A 15,858-nucleotide genomic window follows, 5' to 3' on the forward strand; every position below is an offset into this window, starting at 1 on the left:
TAGATCAATAGGCGATACTGCGCCAGTGCGCAGAATCGGCAGGCCGAAAGAGTGGGGGACGAATTGGCGAAGCGACGGTCGAATGGCGGAACCGGAGGCGCTGCGCGCGAAGCAGGCTTTGCCGAACAGCAGGTAGCCGAGAGCAGGACCGACCGCCTCCGGATCCGCGCGGCCTGGATGTATTTCATCGAGCAGATGACGCAGAACGAGATCGCCGAGGTGCTCGGCGTCGGGCGCATCACCATCGTGCGCATGCTCGCGGACGCGCGTGCCCGCAGCGAGGTGAAGATCGCCATAGAGAGCGAACTGGTTGAAATCGTCAGATTGGAACGCGAGCTGGAAAAGACGTTCGGGCTGCAGCAGGCGTTCGTCGCCCCGCTGTCGACTCCCGACGCCGATCCGATCCCGGCAATCGCCGCCCGGACCGGCAGCTTTTTGTCCGATACGATGAAGTCCGGCATGCGGGTCGGCGTCGGTTGGGGCAGAACGCTTTTCTCGAGCCTGCCCTTCATCAGCGCCAAGGCGCTGCCCGACTTCAAGGTGATCTCGCTGCTCGGGGGCGTGGGCGTGGCGCGCCAGATCAATCCGGCGGAGTTTGCCTGGCGCTTTGCGCAGGTGTTCCAGGGAGAAGGCTACCTGATTCCGGCGCCGGCGGTAGTCGACAGCGTCGAGACCAAGGTCGCGCTGGTCGAGCGCTGCGGTCTGCAGGACATCTTCCGCATGACCGAAGATCTCGACGCCGTGCTGCTCAGCATCGGCGGCATTAGATCCGCGACGACATTCTATCGCGGAGGCTTCCTCAAGGAGACCCAGCGCGAGGAACTGATCGCGCTGGGTGCGGTCGGCGATGTGCTCTTCCACCCGTTCGACATTGACGGCCGGATCGTCGATCATCCGATCAACGGCGTGGTCATGTCGGTGGATGTCGACCGGCTGCGGAAGGCGCCCATCCGCATACTGACCTCGGGCGGCCAGGAGAAGATCGAGGCGCTGCTTGGCGCAATGAACCTGATCGCGCCGACCGTGCTGATTACCGACGAGGAAAGCGCGCGGCGGATGCTGGAGATGCACACGGCACGGGAAGGGCGGCAGTAGCGGCCTTAAACAAGGCGATCGGCCGCCAATCGCCTTTTGGTCAAGGCTGCCGCTGCGAACCGAAACCTGCCATCGTCGCCTTCACTTCGCGGGTGATCCAGCGTTTGAATTCGGCGGCCTTGGCGCTCTGCCGGCCTGATGCGCGCGTCACCAGATAATAGCCGAGGCCGCTGGCCACCGTGACCCCGAACGGTGCGACCAGGCGGCCATCGGAAAGCGCATCCGCCGCCAGCAATTGCCAGGCAAGCATGACGCCCTGACCGGCGATCACCGCCTCTAGGCAAAGCACCGGGTCGGTGAAGGTGGCGCCCGGAAGCGGCGTCACCGGCTCGACCCCGGCCGCCGCGAACCAGCGGTCCCAGCTGAGCATGGTGTTTTCGTCCTGGATCACCGAGACTTGGGCGAGATCGGCCGGAGAGCGCAGGCGCTTCGCGAGTTCAGGTGAGCAGACCGGAAAAATCTCCAGCGGAAGCAGGAGTTCGGCCCGCACGCGCGGCCAGTTGCCTTCGCCCATGCGGATGGCGAGTTCGACATCGGAGTGCTCGAGATCGACGAGACGTGTCGATGCGTCGATCCGCAGAAGGATTTCGGGATGAAGCGCGAAGAATCGGCTGAGCCGCGGCACCATCCAGCGCGAGGCGAAGGCCGGCGGCACCGACACGACCAGTGTGTTGGTCCCCTGCTCGTCAGCCATCGCCACCGCCTGCGCAAGCTCGTGGAATCCGACCGAGAGCCGCGCCGTGAACAACGCGCCGAATGCTGTCGGCGTCAGCCCACTTCCCTTGCGCTCGAACAGTTTCTTGCCGAGCTGCAATTCGATCCTGCCGATCTGTTGGCTGACGGCGCTGGGCGAAACGCCGAGTTCTTCGGCGGCTTTGGCGAGCGATCCGCAGCGGGCCGCCGCTTCCGCGGCGCGCAGGCCGTTCAAATGCACGGAATTGAGGTTCATGGCTTTAGATTTTTTAATGTTGCTCCCGGCATTTCTGGATTGAAAATAGCCGGATTCGGCAGATCATAACGCCATTCAACCAGACGAGGCGAGAGAAACATGAAGATTTTCTCAATCGGAACCAGAGCGTTTGGCCGGGTGCTGAGAACGTCGCGCGATGCGCTCGCCAGCGAAGAAAGCTGGATACTCGACCCGCTGTCGCATCCCGACGTCGAGGCGATGACGGAGCGCGAACTGGCCGATCTGCCGTTCAACCGCGGCTATCGCGGCGCGGAATGCTTGGGCGAACGGTTCTGCGGCTGAGGCACGGACGACAAGCAACCGAAGCGCCGTTATAGAGCGTTCCAGCGTTGCCGCTGGTCCAACGGGAAAGCGCGTACCGCTATTGTATGCTCGTCCGGCGGCAATATTGTCGCGCCATGGTATCGAGCCCCGCGCCTCCGCTCCGCTTCGCCGTCGCCGGCATGATCGCGATGGCGGTTGCCATGGGCTTCGGGCGTTTCGTCTATACGCCGATCCTGCCCGGCATGATGGACGAACTTGGCCTGTCATCGACCGATGCCGGGCTGATAGCCTCAGCCAATTATCTCGGTTACCTCATCGGCGCCATCGTCGCGGCCGGCGGCTGGGCGCATGGCGGCGAACGGGCGCTCATGCTCAGTGGGCTGGCGGCCAGCGCGCTGCTCTCGGCGCTGATGGGCCTGAGCGACAGCCTGCCCGTTTTCCTGCTGATCCGCTTCCTGGCGGGACTGGCCAGCGCCTTCGTCATGGTGTTCCTGACCAGCATCGTCTTCAGCCATCTGGCGGCGGCGAAACGCGGCGATTTGCAGGCTATGCATTTCGGGGGCGTCGGCGTCGGCATTGCCGTGTCGTCGGCGATGATGGCCGTGCTGCTCGCCGCCGGTTCGCACTGGCCCGCCGGCTGGTTGTGGTCGGGCGTGATTTCGGCGGCCGGCTTCGCGGTGGTCGCCCTGCTCATCGATCGCGGCCCGCTGAGCGTCGGACCCGCCCGCCGCGAGCCGCGCCTGCCCAAAAGTGCGGCGCTCGCCAAGATCATCCTCGCCTACGGCGTATTCGGCTTCGGCTATATCGTCACCGCGACCTTCCTGGTGGCGATCGTGCGCCAGGGCGAAGCCGGCCGGCAGTTCGAGGCGCTGGTCTGGCTGACGACGGGACTGGCGGGCATTCCGTCCGTTTGGCTATGGAACCGCATCGGCGCGCGTCGGGCTGACGGCGACGTTTGCCGTCAGCTGCATCGTCGAGGCGGTGGGCGTGACAGCGAGCGTCGCATTCGGCGGCTTCGCCGGCCCTCTGCTTGGAGGCGTGCTGCTCGGTGGCACGTTTATCGCCATCACGGCGCTTGGGCTGCAGATCGGGCGGCTGCTTGCGCCGGAGGCGCCGCGGCGGGTGCTGGCGCTGATGACCGCCTCGTTCGGGGTGGGCCAGATCCTCGGGCCGATCGCGGCGGGCTGGGCTGCCGAATGGACCGGGAATTTCGTTGCGGCCTCTATCGGCGCGGCTGTCGCGCTGCTCTTGGCCGGCGCAATTGCATGGTCTGGTGGGCCGTCGCCAAAATCGCCATGATTGCCGTTTCTATCGGCGGCGGCATGGGCATCGGCGTTTTCTTTCAGCCCGAAATGTGACTTCATGCCGGACCCGCAACGCCCGCAGAATTGCGCGCCACGACCAAGGAATCCGCCGAAGTGTTCGTATCCTTTTTCCCGCTGCCGAAGTCGTTCTTCGTTTCGGCCGTCGTTTGGAGCCTGGCGCTCGTCATCCTCTGGTTTCTGGGCGGCGAGCAGCTTGGCGCGATGGTTGGCCTGCCGCCTGCTGCGCCGGGCGCAGCACCGATCATCTGGCCAAGCCGCTTTCTCACGCCGCATTTCCTCTGGTTCTACATCTATTTCGGCGCGGGCATCGGCCTCTTCTACCTCTTCTGGTCCTGGTACGCGCCGCACCGGTGGCAGAACTGGTCCATCCTTGGGTCCGGCCTGGTCATATTCGTCACGAATTTCTCGGTGCAGGTCAGCGTCGCGCTCAACGACTGGCGAGGCATGTTTTACGACATGGTCCAGAGGGCGCTGGGAACGCCGGGAGCAGTTTCTCCCGTCGAGCTTTATTTCGGCGTCCTGCAGTTCCTCGCGCTGGCGATGGTCGGCATAACGGTGGCGGTTCTCAACCTGTTTTTCGTCAGGCACTACATCTTCCGCTGGCGCACCGCGATGAACGACTATTTCATCGCCTACTGGCCGCAGTTGCGCCACATCGAAGGCGCGTCGCAGCGTGTGCAGGACGACACGATGCGGTTCTCGGGCACGATGCAGGGCCTTGGCGTCAATTTCATCGATTCAGTGATGACGCTTATTGCGTTCCTGCCGCTGCTTGCGAGTTTGTCCGTTCATGTGTCGGCGTTGCCGGTTGTCGGATCAATTCCCTATCCGCTGGTGATTGCTGCGATCACGTGGTCGTTGTTCGGCACATTGCTGCTGGCCGTGGTCGGCATCAAACTGCCGGGGCTTGAGTTTCGCAACCAGCGCGTGGAAGCCGCATTCCGCAAGGAACTGGTCTATGGCGAGGATGACATCAGTCGTGCCCAGCCGCCAACTCTGAACGAATTGTTCGGCAATGTGCGAAAGAATTATTTCCGCCTGTACGCGCATTACGTGTATTTCGACGTGGTGCGCTATCTCTACATTCAGGCGGATGCCGTCTTTGCTACCCTGATCCTCGTACCCACGGTAGCGATCGGCAGAGTTACCTTGGGGGCCTTTCAACAGATCGTCGCCGCGTTCACGCAGGTCGCGAATTCTTTTCAATATCTCGTCAATTCGTGGCCAACGATCGTTGAACTGATCTCTATCTACAAGCGCTTGCGCGCTTTCGAAGCGACGCTGGAAGGCGCTCCGTTGCCTGAAATAGATCGCAGCTATCTGGAGCGGGAGGAAAAGCTCGGCGAGGAGGCGGCGACCGCCGAATGACTGGAGGCGAAAGCCAGACGGCTCAGCCGCCCACGCCTCGGCTCGCTTTATGCTTGTCAGCCAGCCAGGCCTCATAGCTGATGCACTCGACGTCCTGCTTGACGCAGACCTCCTCGGCGAAGCGCTCGAGCGCGCGCCAATAGGCGCCGCCATTCATCAGCGTGAAGTGGAAGCCGATCTGCAACGGAATGCGCTCGCCGGCATATTGCGCGTCAAAGGCCGCGCGAAATGCTTCGAGCGAGCGTGCTTCGAACAGAGCCGCCTCGTTGGCCCGCTCCAGGCCACCCGAATGGCGCACGAAAAGATTGTAGTCCATGGCGATCACCCGCCGCGAAGCGGGCCCCTCGCTTATTTGCGGCAGGGCGAAGCGGGTCACGCCGCCGGCTGATTCTGGTTCCGCCGGTCCGCGCGAGACGCCGCTTGCGTCATAGTCGAATTTCGACTCGGCCAGCGCGGCGTAAAGTGTCGTGCCCGTCGACAGATAGGGTGCGCGAAAGCCGGAGATTTCGGTTTCCACGAATTCTCGCCAGTCCGCCGGTTCACCGGCAATGCCGTTGATCGAATAGGCTTCGCGCAGGATGGTCGTGAACGAAGCGAATTCGTCGAGCCAGTCGGCCTTGCTCCAGTTCTTGCCGTCGAAATGGCCGCAGCCATGGCTGGCGATCTCATGGCCTTCGGCGCGCGCGAGCCTGATCTGGGCGAGCCGCGCTGCCACTTCCGCTGCCGACTGGGCGAAGCCGACATTGGACTTGCCAGCGCCCTTGCCGGGCGCGTCGTATTTGCCGCGCGTTTCCTTCGAAAGCAGGAAGACACAGGACAGAAAATAGGTGAAGCGCGCTCCGGTTCGTGCCGCCAGCGTGCGGCTTCGCTGCCATTGCGCCAGGTCATGCGCGCCGTCGAAGGAGATGATCACATGCTGGATCGGCCGGTCGCCCGAATAAGCGGAGCCTGAAACCGAGGCGGAAAGAAGGGCGCAAGCGGAGGCAAAGAAGCGGGACGCAACGGACATTGGCATCAATTCTGAAGAGAATGAATTTAAAAGGAATGAAACGGTTCGACGGTGGCTAGGCACCGAACGTGGCCGAGGTTGGATGGCCTGTCGCCGCGTCATAGGCAAGGGTGCCGCTGCGCGCTAGGATGCCGCGTCTCGTCGGTACGGGAGGCCGCGATGGTTCCGCTCATTCTGGGCTTGATCGTCTTTCTGGGCATCCATTCGGTGCGCATAGTCGCGCCCAGATGGCGTGACCGCCAGTTGGCGGCGATGGGCGAGGGGCGCTGGAAAGGCATCTACTCGCTGGTTTCGGCTGCCGGGCTGGTTCTCCTCGTCTGGGGCTATGGCGAGGCCTGGGAGGTGGCGCCTGTCCTTTACGAGCCGCCGGTCTGGATGAAGCACATCGCAGCGCCATTGATGTTCGTCGCCTTCGTTTCGCTGATGACGTTCGTCTTCCCGGCGGGACGGCTGAAGCCGGCCTTCAAGCATCCGTTCCTGCTGGCGGTGCAGATCTGGGCGTTCGCGCATCTGCTCGCCAATGGCGATCTGGCTTCGGTGATCCTGTTCGGCGCCTTTCTCGCCTGGGCCCTGGCCGACCGCCTTGCGGTCGCGTACCGCGGAGAGCCGGCGCCGCAGCCCGGGCCGGTCAAGTGGGACATCCTTGCCGTGGGCTCGGGCGCGGTGTTTTTTGTTCTGTTCATGTGGAGGCTGCATCTCTGGCTGATCGGAGTGCCGCCGCTCGGCTGAATTCTGTTCCGGACCAAGGCAGGCCGATTTTCGGCGTCGCCCCCTTCCATGCCGGCGAAATATCGCTAAAACGCAGGCTCACGAAGGCCCCTTCGGGGCAGGTATGGTTTGGAATGTAATGTCGGACGACAGCTTCATCCGCGAAGTCAACGAGGAGATGCGCAAGGATCAGGCGCGCGCTCTCTGGGACCGTTTTGGCCCGGCGGCGATCGGGCTCGCTGTGGCCGTCGTCCTCGGCACGGCCGCCTATGTCGGCTATGAGTATTGGGTGGAAACGCGGGCGAATCGTTCCGGCGACCAGTTCTCGCAAGCCTTGGCGCTCGCCAATTCCGGCAAGACCGACGAAGCCCTGGCCGCGCTGAAAACCCTGGAGGCGGAAGGCTACGGCGCCTATCCGCTGCTGGCGCGGATGCGCGCTGCGACGGTGCTCGCCGAAAAGGGCGATTTCGCCGGCGCGGTCAAGGAATTCGACGCGGTTGCTGCCGACACCTCCATCCCGCAGTCCATTCGCGACATTGCGCGGCTGCGATCAGCGCTTCTGCTAGTGGATAACGGTTCCTATGCCGACGTTTCCGCGCGGGTGGAAACGCTGACCTCCGACACCAACACGCTGCGCCACGCTGCCCGCGAGGCGCTCGGGCTGTCGGCCTGGAAAGAGGGCAAGTCGGCCGACGCGCTGAAGCTGTTCGAGCAGGTCGCATCCGACGATGCCGCACCCCGCAACACGCGCGAGCGCGCGACTTTGATGTCCGAACTGATCCGCGGTTCGGGCAGTGCGTCGTGATGCAAGATGAGCTTCAAAGTTGCCATTCTCGGCCGGCCTAACGTCGGCAAGTCGACGCTTTTCAACAGGCTGGTCGGGAAGAAGTTGGCGCTCGTCGACGACACGCCGGGCGTCACGCGAGACCGCCGCGTGCATCCGGCCAAGCTCTATGATCTTCATTTCGATGTGATCGACACGGCCGGTTTCGAGACTGCCGCCGCCGCCACCCTGCAGGGCCGCATGCGCGCGCAGACCGAGATCGCCATTCGCGAAGCCGATCTGATCTTCTTCATGGTCGATTCCAAGTCGGGCCTGATGCCTGACGACAAGGCCTTCGCCGATATCGTCCGCCGCTCCGGCAAGCCGGTGGTGCTCGTCGCCAACAAGGCCGAGGCGCGCGGCGCGCAGGGCGGCATGTTGGAAGCATGGGAAGTCGGCCTCGGCGAGCCGATACCGGTTTCGGCCGAGCACGGGCAGGGCATGCCCGATTTGCGAGACGCGGTGATCGCTGCACTCGGGGAAGAGCGCGCCTTCGGAGATGAGGAAGACCACGGGCTCGGCGAGTTCGCGGAAAGCGAAACGTTGATCGGCGAGGACATCGCCGATCCGGACGCCGAAGACGTACCGGCTTACGACGAAACCAAGCCGATGCGGATCGCCGTCGTCGGCCGTCCCAACGCAGGCAAGTCGACGCTGATCAATGCGCTGATCGAGGAGGAGCGGCTGCTCACCGGCCCGGAGGCCGGCATCACCCGCGATTCCATCTCGGTCGACTGGGAGTGGCGCGGCCGCCGGATGAAGCTGTTCGACACGGCCGGCATGCGCCGCAAGGCCAAGGTTCAGGAAAAGCTGGAAAAGATGTCGGTGTCGGACGGCCTGCGCGCTATCCGCTTCGCCGAAATCGTCATCATCGTCTTCGACGCGACCATCCCGTTCGAGAAGCAGGATCTGCAGATCGTCGACCTGATCGTCCGCGAGGGCCGCGCCCCGATTATCGCGTTCAACAAATGGGACCTGATCGACAACCCGCAGGAGATGCTTGCCGAACTGCGCGAAAAGACGACGCGCCTTTTGCCGCAGGTGCGCGGCATCAGGGCGGTGACGCTATCGGCCGAAACCGGCCGCGGCCTCGACCGGCTAATGGAAGCGGTGCTCAGCACGCACAGGATCTGGAACAGCCGCGTCTCGACCGGAAAGCTTAACCGCTGGCTGGAGGGAATACTGGCGCACCATCCGCCGCCCGCCGTTGCCGGCCGCAGGCTCAAGATAAAATATATCACTCAGGCCAAGACCCGCCCGCCGGGATTCGTGCTGTCGACATCGCGCCCGGACGCTATGCCGCAGTCCTACATACGCTACCTCGTCAACAGTCTACGCGACGCCTTCGACCTCCCCGGTGTGCCGATCCGCATGGTGTTGCGGGCCTCCGAGAACCCGTTCGCCGGCAAGGCCAAAAAGCGGGGATGACCAGACGGCGCGCCACACTCCCGCCGCAAGCTAACCGTTAACGCTCCATCAAGGTTAATGCAGCATCGTCTCCTGAAGTGGGGTCTTGTTGCGTTCTGGAGAGTAATCTGTGCATCGACGTCTCGTGACGCGGCGGCTGGCTGCGGCCATCCAAAGCAAGCGCTCATTCCTGCCTCCCTTGATCATCGGGCTCGGCTTCTGGATCGGCTTTCCGACCACGGCGGCCTTTCAGGACATGAGAAGCCTGGTTTCGGGCGCCGAGGCCTCCAATGCGCGCTGGGGCGCCTTCGTCGAGAAATCCGTGGCGGGTTCGGTGCACGCAGCTGAAATGCCCTTCGCCGACGCCAATCTGCCGGTCGGCTCGATTTCAGGCGGCGGCGTGGCCATTCCCGGCGTCGGCGACGTGTCGTTCCGCACGAAAAACGGCGCGGTCGGCGAGACGCCGGATGAAGACCGCGTCAGGCGCGGCGACAAGAAGGGCCGTATCGTCAATGTCGCCCCGGTAGCGCCACCCAAGGCCTTCAATGCCGGCTCGGTTCTGGACCGCACCTCCTTCCTGCGGCGGCCGACTGCCGGCAAGGGCCCGGCGATGACGTTTGTAATGCCCGACATCAAGGGCAAGGAAATCCAGATCGCCACCGCCTTCTACGTCAAGGAAGACAAGAAGCCTGATCTCGGCGTTCCGGCCGTGCTGGCGGCACTGGTCAACAACGACAAAGCCGACATCCTGGCAACCGCATATGGGCCGATGGAGCCGGACTACGCCAAGGCATCGCCTTTCGCGAGTCTGCTGCAGGACGAGGACCCAGCCGCAGGCCGTTTCATACCGCCGGTGGGCGAGGGCGACCATTATTGGATGAGCCAGCCGCTGCCGGCGTCGGTGTTTTCCAATGCGGAGCAGACATGCCTGGCGAATGGCATCTATTTCGAGGCGCGCGGCGAAACGCCCAAGGGACAGGCTGCGGTGGCGCAGGTCATCCTGAACCGCGTACGCAATCCCGCCTATCCGAACACCATCTGCGGCGTGGTCTACCAGAACGACCACTTGAAGAACCGCTGCCAGTTCTCGTTCGCCTGCGACGGCAAAAAGGATAGAGTCACCAACCCTTCCGTCTACCGGATGGCGGAGGAGGTCGCGATGGCGGTGACTGCCGGCAAGATCTTCATTCCGGAAGTAGGCTCGTCGACGCATTACTATGCCGACTACGTCAATCCGCGGTGGGCCCGCACCATGGAGAAGATGAAGAAGATCGGGCTTCACATCTTCTACCGCACCTATGGCGGCGGCTGGAGTTGAGCGCCTTCCGCTCGTTCCACGATGCCGTCGATTTTTTCGGGATTCGCCGGTACCGCCGAGCACAAAGCGCGGGGCAGGATGTCGCACTTTCCTAAGTATCTGATTAAACTAGATAAATTACAGGTGTACCCTCCCCATTGCGTGGCTTGACGGGGGCGGGAGCGCTAACTATGTTGCCCGCGACTTTGAAGCGGATGGACGATTGCCTTCCATCCGGGCATGGGGGTTGCGGTGGCCGACAAAAACGGGCCAGACGAAACCGGAAAAACCGGGCCCGGAGAGCAAGGCAGACCCGACATTCGCGACGACGACCTCGAGCGTCGCCGGCAGAAACTTGAAGCATTGCTTGCGACAAGACGCCCGGACCGACGTGAAGGGGGAGAAGGCGCTAGATCGAGCAGCACGGCCGGATACGGCCAGGCCCTGAAGCTGTCCAGCGAGTTCATCGCCGGCATTGCCGTGGGCGCGGGGCTTGGCTGGGTAATCGACCGGATGGCGGGGACCTCGCCATGGGGGCTGATCGTGTTCCTGCTGCTCGGCTTCGGCGCTGGTATTCTCAATGTCCTGCGTTCCGCGGGCGTCGTTGCAGACCAGGGTTTGAAGGCGTCCGACAAGGCTGCCAGCAAGCCTGAGAAAGAACAATAGCGCCTGCGGGCGCGTCTTGCCGAGGGGGCCCGAATTGGCCAACGATCCGATCCATCAGTTTCAAATCGCGAAATGGATTCCGATCGAGATCGGCGGGCTCGATTTCTCGTTCACAAATTCCTCGGCCTTCATGGTCGCGACCGTCGGCGCCGCCGGCGCTTTCCTGTTCCTGACCACGTCGAGCCGCGGCCTGATCCCGAGCCGTCTGCAGTCGGTCTCGGAGATGTCCTACGAGTTCGTGGCATCCATGCTACGCGACGCGGCAGGGTCGCAGGGGATGAAGTTCTTCCCCTTCGTGTTCTCGCTGTTCATGTTCGTCCTGGTCGCAAACCTGCTCGGCCTGTTCCCCTATTTCTTCACCGTAACCAGCCACATCATCGTTACCTTCGCGCTGGCGCTGCTCGTGATCGGCACGGTCGTGGTTTACGGCTTCATGAAGCACGGTCTGAGCTTCCTGAAGCTATTCGTACCACAAGGTGTGCCTGCGGTTCTGGCGCCGCTGGTCGTGTTGATCGAGGTGATCTCGTTCCTGTCGCGGCCGATCAGCCTATCGGTTCGTCTTTTCGCCAACATGCTGGCCGGCCACATCACGTTGAAGGTGTTCGCCGGCTTCGTGACCTCGCTGAGCGCGCTGGGCTTCGTCGGCGTCGCCGGCTCGATCCTGCCGCTCCTGATGACCGTCGCCATCACCGGCCTCGAAGTTCTGGTGGCCTTCCTGCAGGCCTATGTGTTTGCAGTCCTGACGTCGATGTACATCAACGACGCTATCCATCCGGGCCACTGACGACAATTTCGCCGGCGGATTTCCCGCCATCCTGAAGATTTCAACCGAACTTAGATCCACAAGGAGTTGGACAATGGAAGCAGAAGCAGCAAAGGCAATCGGCGCGGGTATCGCCTGCCTAGGCATGGGTGGCGCGGGCATCGGCCTGGGCACGATTTTCGGCAACTACCTGGCGGGCGCGCTGCGCAATCCGTCGGCTGCTGACGGCCAGTTCGGCCGCCTGATCTTCGGCTTCGCGGTGACGGAAGCTCTGGGCATCTTCTCGCTCCTCGTCGCCCTGCTGCTGCTCTTCACGTAAGAGCGGGCCGCCTGCCTAAAATGCCTCCGGCCGCACTGTGCGGCCGGGTGATCGACAGGGGACCGAAATGTTTGTGACACCGGGATACGCGCAGGAAACGACTGCTCCCGCGTTGGATGAAGCCCATACGGTGGAGGACGCCGCCCATGGCGGCGGCGCGTTTCCGCCATTCGATTCGTCGACCTTTCCCTCGCAGCTCCTGTGGCTGGCGATCACTTTCGGCCTTTTTTATCTTTTCCTGAAGAGGGTGGTGCTGCCGCGGGTCGGCGGAATCCTCGAAGTGCGGCGCGACCGCATCGCGCAGGATCTCGACCAGGCCGCCCGCATGAAAAGCGAGGCGGACGCCGCGGTTGCGGCCTACGAGCAGGAGCTGGCTGAGGCGCGGGCCAAGTCCAACGCCATCGCCCAGCAAGCCCGCGACAAGGCCAAGGTCGACGCCGACGCCGAGCGCCGGGCCGTTGAGGCGGCGCTTGAAAGCAAGCTCGCCGAAGCCGAGTCCCGGATCGCATCGATCAAGGCGTCGGCGATGAAGGAAGTTGGCGCTATCGCCGAACAGACTGCCGCGACGATCGTTCAGGAATTGGTCGGCGCCAAGGTCGACAAGGCCGATGTCGCCGCCGCGGTGACCGCGGCGCGGAAATAGGAGCGGGCCATGGACGCAACATTCTGGGCGACAGTCGCCCTCCTGATCTTCATCGGCATCGTCTTCTACATGAAGGTGCCCGGCATGCTGGGCAAGTCGCTCGATGATCGCGCCGAGCGCATCCGGGCCGAACTTGAGGAAGCCCGCCGCCTGCGCGAGGAGGCCCAGCAATTGCTGGCTGAGTACCAGCGCAAGCGCAAGGAAGCCGAGAAGGAGGCAGCCGACATTCTTGACGCCGCCAAGCGTGAGGCCGGTCAGCTGGTCTCGGAGGCGCAGCAGAAGACGGAGGACTATGTCGCCCGCCGCACCGCCCTTGCCGAGCAGAAGATCGGCCAGGCTGAACGCGAGGCAGTCCAGGAAGTGCGCGCCAGCGCCGTCGATATCGCGGTCGAAGCCGCGCGCGCGCTGCTTGCCCGCAAGGTGGATTCGGCCACCGGCGCGAAGCTTTTCGAGACTTCGGTTCGCGACGTGAAGTCGAAACTGAACTGAGCTTTCAGCCTGTCATTCGATGAAAAAGCCGCCGCATCCCAGCGGCTTTTTTCATGCCTCTTGGACGAGGCTTTCCTCGATGGGTTCCTCGATGAGGCGGAACGGTGCGAAGCTGGCTCGGTGGAGCCGCGGCACGGCGCCATGCGCACCGATCGCGGCGCGGTGGCGCTCCGTCGCGTAGCCCATATGGCTTTCAAAGCCGTAATGGATGTGGGTCTGGCCGCAGCCGGCCATCATGCGGTCGCGCATCACCTTGGCGACGATCGATGCCGCCGCGATCGACTGCGAACGCTGGTCGCCCTTGATCAGCGCCCGGCAGCCGCAGGGCAGGCCTGGCGGTATGTCGCGGCCGTCGGCCAAAGCGTGGCGCGGCTCGATCGGCAGGCCGATCAGCGCGCGGCGCATCGCCTCCAGGCTGGCGCGCAATATGTTAAGCCGGTCTATGCCGTCGGCGCTGACCGACGCCATCGAGACGCCGAGCGCGGTGGCGACGATTTCGGCGAACAGCTCTTCGCGCCGCGCCGCCGTCAGTCGCTTGGAATCATCTAGGCCATCGGGAATGCGGGCCGGGTCGAGGATCACGGCGGCGGCGACCACGGGTCCGGCGAGCGGCCCCCGGCCGGCCTCGTCGAGACCGGCGACCGGCCACAGGCCCTGCCTCTTCGCCTTCCTTTCGAAGGAGAAGTCGGGCCGCTCTATGATCTCGAAGAGGAGCGGAGAATCGGAACGCGATTGAGCCATGGTGCGGCAATGCTCGCATCGGTTCCGATTCTCCGCAAGGCCTTCCCGGCCATTGGGGCGGGGCGGGAAGGCGCCGTCGGGCTGCGGGGAAAAGCCGGACGGATTCTTTCAAACGCGCAGGTGGGCGCGGAGTTCTCTTCAGAGCAGCATCAGCTGCTCGTGACGCTTTTCGGCTGCGACAAAAAGATCCGTGCGCAGCGGCGTCTTTTCGACGTTGAGGCCGAGCCGGCGCGCCGCGATCTCGAAGCGCCGGCCGATCTGCCAGGCATAGGGACCACTGCCCTTCATGCGCTTGCCCCATTCGGAATCGTAGTCCTTGCCGTCGCGCATCGAGCGGATCAGCGACATCACATGCCGGTAACGGTCGGGATAATGGCGCAACAGCCAGTCTTTGAAGATCGGGCTGACCTCGAGCGGTAGCCTGAGGATTACATAGCCCGCTTCGCGCGCGCCGGCATTGCGCGCCGAGTCCAGGATGCGCTCGATCTCCGGATCGGTCAGGCCGGGAATGATCGGGGCGACCATCACCGATGTCGGAATGCCGGCATCGGTGAGCTGGCGGATTGCCTCCAGCCGCCTGGTCGGCGTCGCAGCGCGCGGCTCCATCGTGCGGGCCAGCATGCGGTCCAGCGTCGTCACCGACAGCGCCACCTTGGCGAGGCCCTTCTCTGCCATGCGCGACAATATGTCGATGTCGCGCACCACCAGCGCCGATTTGGTGACGATGCCGACCGGATGGTTGCGAGCTTCCAACACTTCCAGCACCTCGCGCATGATGCGGTACTGCTTCTCGATCGGCTGGTAGGGGTCGGTGTTGGTGCCGATTGCTATGGTGCGCGGCTGGTAGCTTTCCTTCGACAATTCCTTGTCGAGCAGCTTGGCTGCGTCGGGCTTGGCGAACAGTTTCGATTCGAAATCGAGTCCCGGTGACATGCCCATAAAGCTGTGGGTTGGCCGAGCAAAGCAATAGACACAGCCATGCTCACAACCGCGATAGGGATTGATCGAGCGGTCGAAGGAAATGTCCGGCGACTGGTTGCGGGTGATGATGGTGCGCGGCTTTTCGACCTGAACCTCGGTCTTGAAGGGCGGCAGCTCGTCAATCGAATTCCAGCCGTCGTCGAAAACGTGGCGGGTCACCGGCTCGAAACGGCCGCTCGGATTGATGCCGGCGGCGCGGCCGCGATTGCGGTCGGGCCGGACCCGAACGCCGCTCTGCTCGATCAGCGCATTCGCCATGTCGGCCCTTCCGGCTCCGAAGGCGGCAATATCGGCGCGCACGATCTGTTCCATCTTGGCCCTCTCCCAAGGCATTTCCGCTGGTCTGCGAATCGCTGTGCTCATGAAACTATTCCTATGTTCTCCATGAGAACAAATCAAGAACCTTTTGGTTCCAAGAGGGGCAACTGGCGTGCCGGGCGGCTTTGGGCTATTCGGCTAGGATATGCTCACCGTGCTGATCGAAACGCATAATTCCGAAGAGGCGCTGGCGCGAACGCTGGCTTCGCTGATCGGCGCCGCCGTCGAGGGCGTGGTGCGCGAGGTGATCGTCTGCGACCGCGGCTCCACCGACAATACTCATAGGGTCGCCGACCAGGCCGGCTGCCATTATCTGGCCGATGGCGGCATCGACGTGGGCGTGCAGCAGGCCAAGGGCGACTGGCTGCTTCTCATTGAGCCCGGCGCGCGGTTGGTCGAGGGCTGGACCGAGGAAGTGCTGGAGCACATCGGCCGCACGGCCGGCCCGGCGCGATTCTCACGCGCCCGGGCTGACCGGACGCCTTTCCTGGCGCGGGTGTTTTCGGCGCGCCGCACGCTGGCGGAGGGGCTGGTGATCAGCAGGAAGCAGGCTGCGGCGCTGTGCAAGTCGGCCGGCAGTTCCGAAGCGCTTGCGCGCGGATTGGCGACGAAGCGGCTGGCGGCGGAGATCCGCATCGCACCGCCACTGTGACGCGCTCCTCCAAAGCTGCT

General features: G+C 63.7%; 17 protein-coding genes and 1 pseudogene. 14 read left to right on the plus strand and 4 right to left on the minus strand.

Annotated elements, in window-relative coordinates; genetic code table 11:
• The first annotated feature begins 51 nt into the window (after positions 1 to 51).
• Entirely contained in the window at positions 52 to 1,095 is a 1,044-nt protein-coding gene (locus ABVK50_RS06570) for a sugar-binding transcriptional regulator (RefSeq protein ID WP_353642326.1), read from the plus strand.
• 40 nt (positions 1,096 to 1,135) lie between these two features.
• Here ABVK50_RS06570 and ABVK50_RS06575 read toward each other — a convergent pair whose 3' ends face one another.
• On the minus strand, positions 1,136 to 2,044 hold the full coding sequence (locus ABVK50_RS06575; RefSeq protein ID WP_353642325.1) for a LysR substrate-binding domain-containing protein: 909 nt from the start codon (positions 2,042 to 2,044) through the stop codon (positions 1,136 to 1,138).
• A 99-nt stretch (positions 2,045 to 2,143) separates the two neighbouring features.
• Between ABVK50_RS06575 and ABVK50_RS06580 the strand changes: the two genes are divergently transcribed.
• The 3 genes and pseudogenes from ABVK50_RS06580 (at position 2,144) to sbmA (ending at position 5,022) form a co-directional block, all read left to right on the plus strand.
• Positions 2,144 to 2,347, plus strand: coding sequence for a hypothetical protein (locus ABVK50_RS06580; protein ID WP_353642324.1), 204 nt, complete (start codon positions 2,144 to 2,146; stop codon positions 2,345 to 2,347).
• Between the two features lie 227 nt (positions 2,348 to 2,574).
• Positions 2,575 to 3,628 (plus strand): annotated as a pseudogene (locus ABVK50_RS06585) (YbfB/YjiJ family MFS transporter).
• Between the two features lie 119 nt (positions 3,629 to 3,747).
• Positions 3,748 to 5,022, plus strand: a complete 1,275-nt coding sequence (gene sbmA / locus ABVK50_RS06590; RefSeq protein WP_353642323.1) for a peptide antibiotic transporter SbmA — start codon at positions 3,748 to 3,750, stop codon at positions 5,020 to 5,022.
• A gap of 22 nt (positions 5,023 to 5,044) precedes the next feature.
• Here the strand turns inward: sbmA and ABVK50_RS06595 are convergent, their stop codons facing one another.
• The gene (locus tag ABVK50_RS06595; RefSeq protein WP_353642322.1) at positions 5,045 to 6,031 is read right to left on the minus strand and encodes a polysaccharide deacetylase; all 987 of its coding nucleotides are present in this window, start codon (positions 6,029 to 6,031) and stop codon (positions 5,045 to 5,047) included.
• 159 nt (positions 6,032 to 6,190) lie between these two features.
• Here ABVK50_RS06595 and ABVK50_RS06600 point away from each other — a divergent pair, with 159 nt between their 5' ends.
• The 9 genes from ABVK50_RS06600 (at position 6,191) to ABVK50_RS06640 (ending at position 13,146) form a co-directional block, all read left to right on the plus strand.
• Positions 6,191 to 6,760, plus strand: coding sequence for an NnrU family protein (locus tag ABVK50_RS06600; RefSeq protein WP_353642321.1), 570 nt, complete (start codon positions 6,191 to 6,193; stop codon positions 6,758 to 6,760).
• A gap of 118 nt (positions 6,761 to 6,878) precedes the next feature.
• Positions 6,879 to 7,544 (plus strand): tetratricopeptide repeat protein, encoded by a 666-nt coding sequence (locus ABVK50_RS06605; RefSeq protein WP_353646000.1) that lies wholly within the window; start codon positions 6,879 to 6,881, stop codon positions 7,542 to 7,544.
• Positions 7,545 to 7,550: 6 nt separating this feature from the next.
• Positions 7,551 to 8,990, plus strand: a complete 1,440-nt coding sequence (gene der, locus ABVK50_RS06610) for a ribosome biogenesis GTPase Der (RefSeq protein ID WP_353642320.1) — start codon at positions 7,551 to 7,553, stop codon at positions 8,988 to 8,990.
• Between the two features lie 109 nt (positions 8,991 to 9,099).
• Entirely contained in the window at positions 9,100 to 10,287 is a 1,188-nt protein-coding gene (locus tag ABVK50_RS06615; protein ID WP_353642319.1) for a cell wall hydrolase, read from the plus strand.
• A 231-nt stretch (positions 10,288 to 10,518) separates the two neighbouring features.
• Positions 10,519 to 10,932, plus strand: a complete 414-nt coding sequence (locus ABVK50_RS06620) for an AtpZ/AtpI family protein (protein ID WP_353642318.1) — start codon at positions 10,519 to 10,521, stop codon at positions 10,930 to 10,932.
• 34 nt (positions 10,933 to 10,966) lie between these two features.
• Positions 10,967 to 11,716 carry a F0F1 ATP synthase subunit A gene (locus tag ABVK50_RS06625; RefSeq protein WP_353642317.1) on the plus strand — a complete coding sequence of 250 codons (750 nt, stop codon included), beginning with the start codon at positions 10,967 to 10,969 and terminating at the stop codon, positions 11,714 to 11,716.
• Positions 11,717 to 11,789: 73 nt separating this feature from the next.
• Positions 11,790 to 12,014: a F0F1 ATP synthase subunit C gene (locus ABVK50_RS06630; RefSeq protein WP_165025109.1), complete on the plus strand. Its 225-nt coding sequence runs from the start codon at positions 11,790 to 11,792 to the stop codon at positions 12,012 to 12,014.
• 67 nt (positions 12,015 to 12,081) lie between these two features.
• Positions 12,082 to 12,657 carry a F0F1 ATP synthase subunit B gene (locus ABVK50_RS06635; RefSeq protein ID WP_353642316.1) on the plus strand — a complete coding sequence of 192 codons (576 nt, stop codon included), beginning with the start codon at positions 12,082 to 12,084 and terminating at the stop codon, positions 12,655 to 12,657.
• 9 nt (positions 12,658 to 12,666) lie between these two features.
• On the plus strand, positions 12,667 to 13,146 hold the full coding sequence (locus ABVK50_RS06640; RefSeq protein ID WP_353642315.1) for a F0F1 ATP synthase subunit B: 480 nt from the start codon (positions 12,667 to 12,669) through the stop codon (positions 13,144 to 13,146).
• 51 nt (positions 13,147 to 13,197) lie between these two features.
• Here the strand turns inward: ABVK50_RS06640 and ABVK50_RS06645 are convergent, their stop codons facing one another.
• Both ABVK50_RS06645 and ABVK50_RS06650 read right to left on the minus strand, forming a co-directional pair.
• Positions 13,198 to 13,887, minus strand: coding sequence for a ribonuclease HII (locus tag ABVK50_RS06645; RefSeq protein ID WP_353642314.1), 690 nt, complete (start codon positions 13,885 to 13,887; stop codon positions 13,198 to 13,200).
• 138 nt (positions 13,888 to 14,025) lie between these two features.
• The gene (locus ABVK50_RS06650) at positions 14,026 to 15,180 is read right to left on the minus strand and encodes a PA0069 family radical SAM protein (protein WP_353645999.1); all 1,155 of its coding nucleotides are present in this window, start codon (positions 15,178 to 15,180) and stop codon (positions 14,026 to 14,028) included.
• A gap of 151 nt (positions 15,181 to 15,331) precedes the next feature.
• Between ABVK50_RS06650 and ABVK50_RS06655 the strand changes: the two genes are divergently transcribed.
• Positions 15,332 to 15,838 carry a glycosyltransferase gene (locus ABVK50_RS06655; protein ID WP_353642313.1) on the plus strand — a complete coding sequence of 169 codons (507 nt, stop codon included), beginning with the start codon at positions 15,332 to 15,334 and terminating at the stop codon, positions 15,836 to 15,838.
• The last annotated feature ends 20 nt before the right edge of the window (positions 15,839 to 15,858 follow it).

This window comes from Mesorhizobium sp. WSM2240, assembly GCF_040438645.1.
Lineage (GTDB): Bacteria > Pseudomonadota > Alphaproteobacteria > Rhizobiales > Rhizobiaceae > Allomesorhizobium.